Here is a 272-nt window from a genome sequence, read left to right as displayed (position 1 = left end):
ACCCACAATTTGACCGCGTAATTCTTAATGCTGGCAACTGCGAGTATGTTGACGATGCACGTAATTTTGATAGCGCCTTATTTGAGCGCGTTATTAACGTTAACTTGTTATCAATGGGTTACTGCTTAGAGGCGCTTTTACCAAAAATAGTCTCTGGCGGGCAATTAGTAATGGTTAGTTCAAGTGTTACTTATTTACCATTACCACGTTCAGAAGCCTACGGTGCATCAAAGGCAGGCGTTAGTTATTTAGCTAAGAGCCTAGCGATAGAT

At 41.5% G+C, this 272-nt stretch carries 1 protein-coding gene; it reads left to right on the top strand.

The window, feature by feature from the left end; translation table 11 throughout:
* On the top strand, positions 1 to 272 hold a 272-nt coding region (locus AAEY78_RS13125; RefSeq protein WP_352339746.1), incomplete at both ends, for an SDR family NAD(P)-dependent oxidoreductase.

Source organism: Psychrobacter sp. 16-MNA-CIBAN-0192, assembly GCF_040309565.1.
In the GTDB taxonomy this organism is placed as follows: Bacteria; Pseudomonadota; Gammaproteobacteria; order Pseudomonadales; family Moraxellaceae; genus Psychrobacter.
This window is presented reverse-complemented; position numbering and strand designations above follow the sequence as displayed.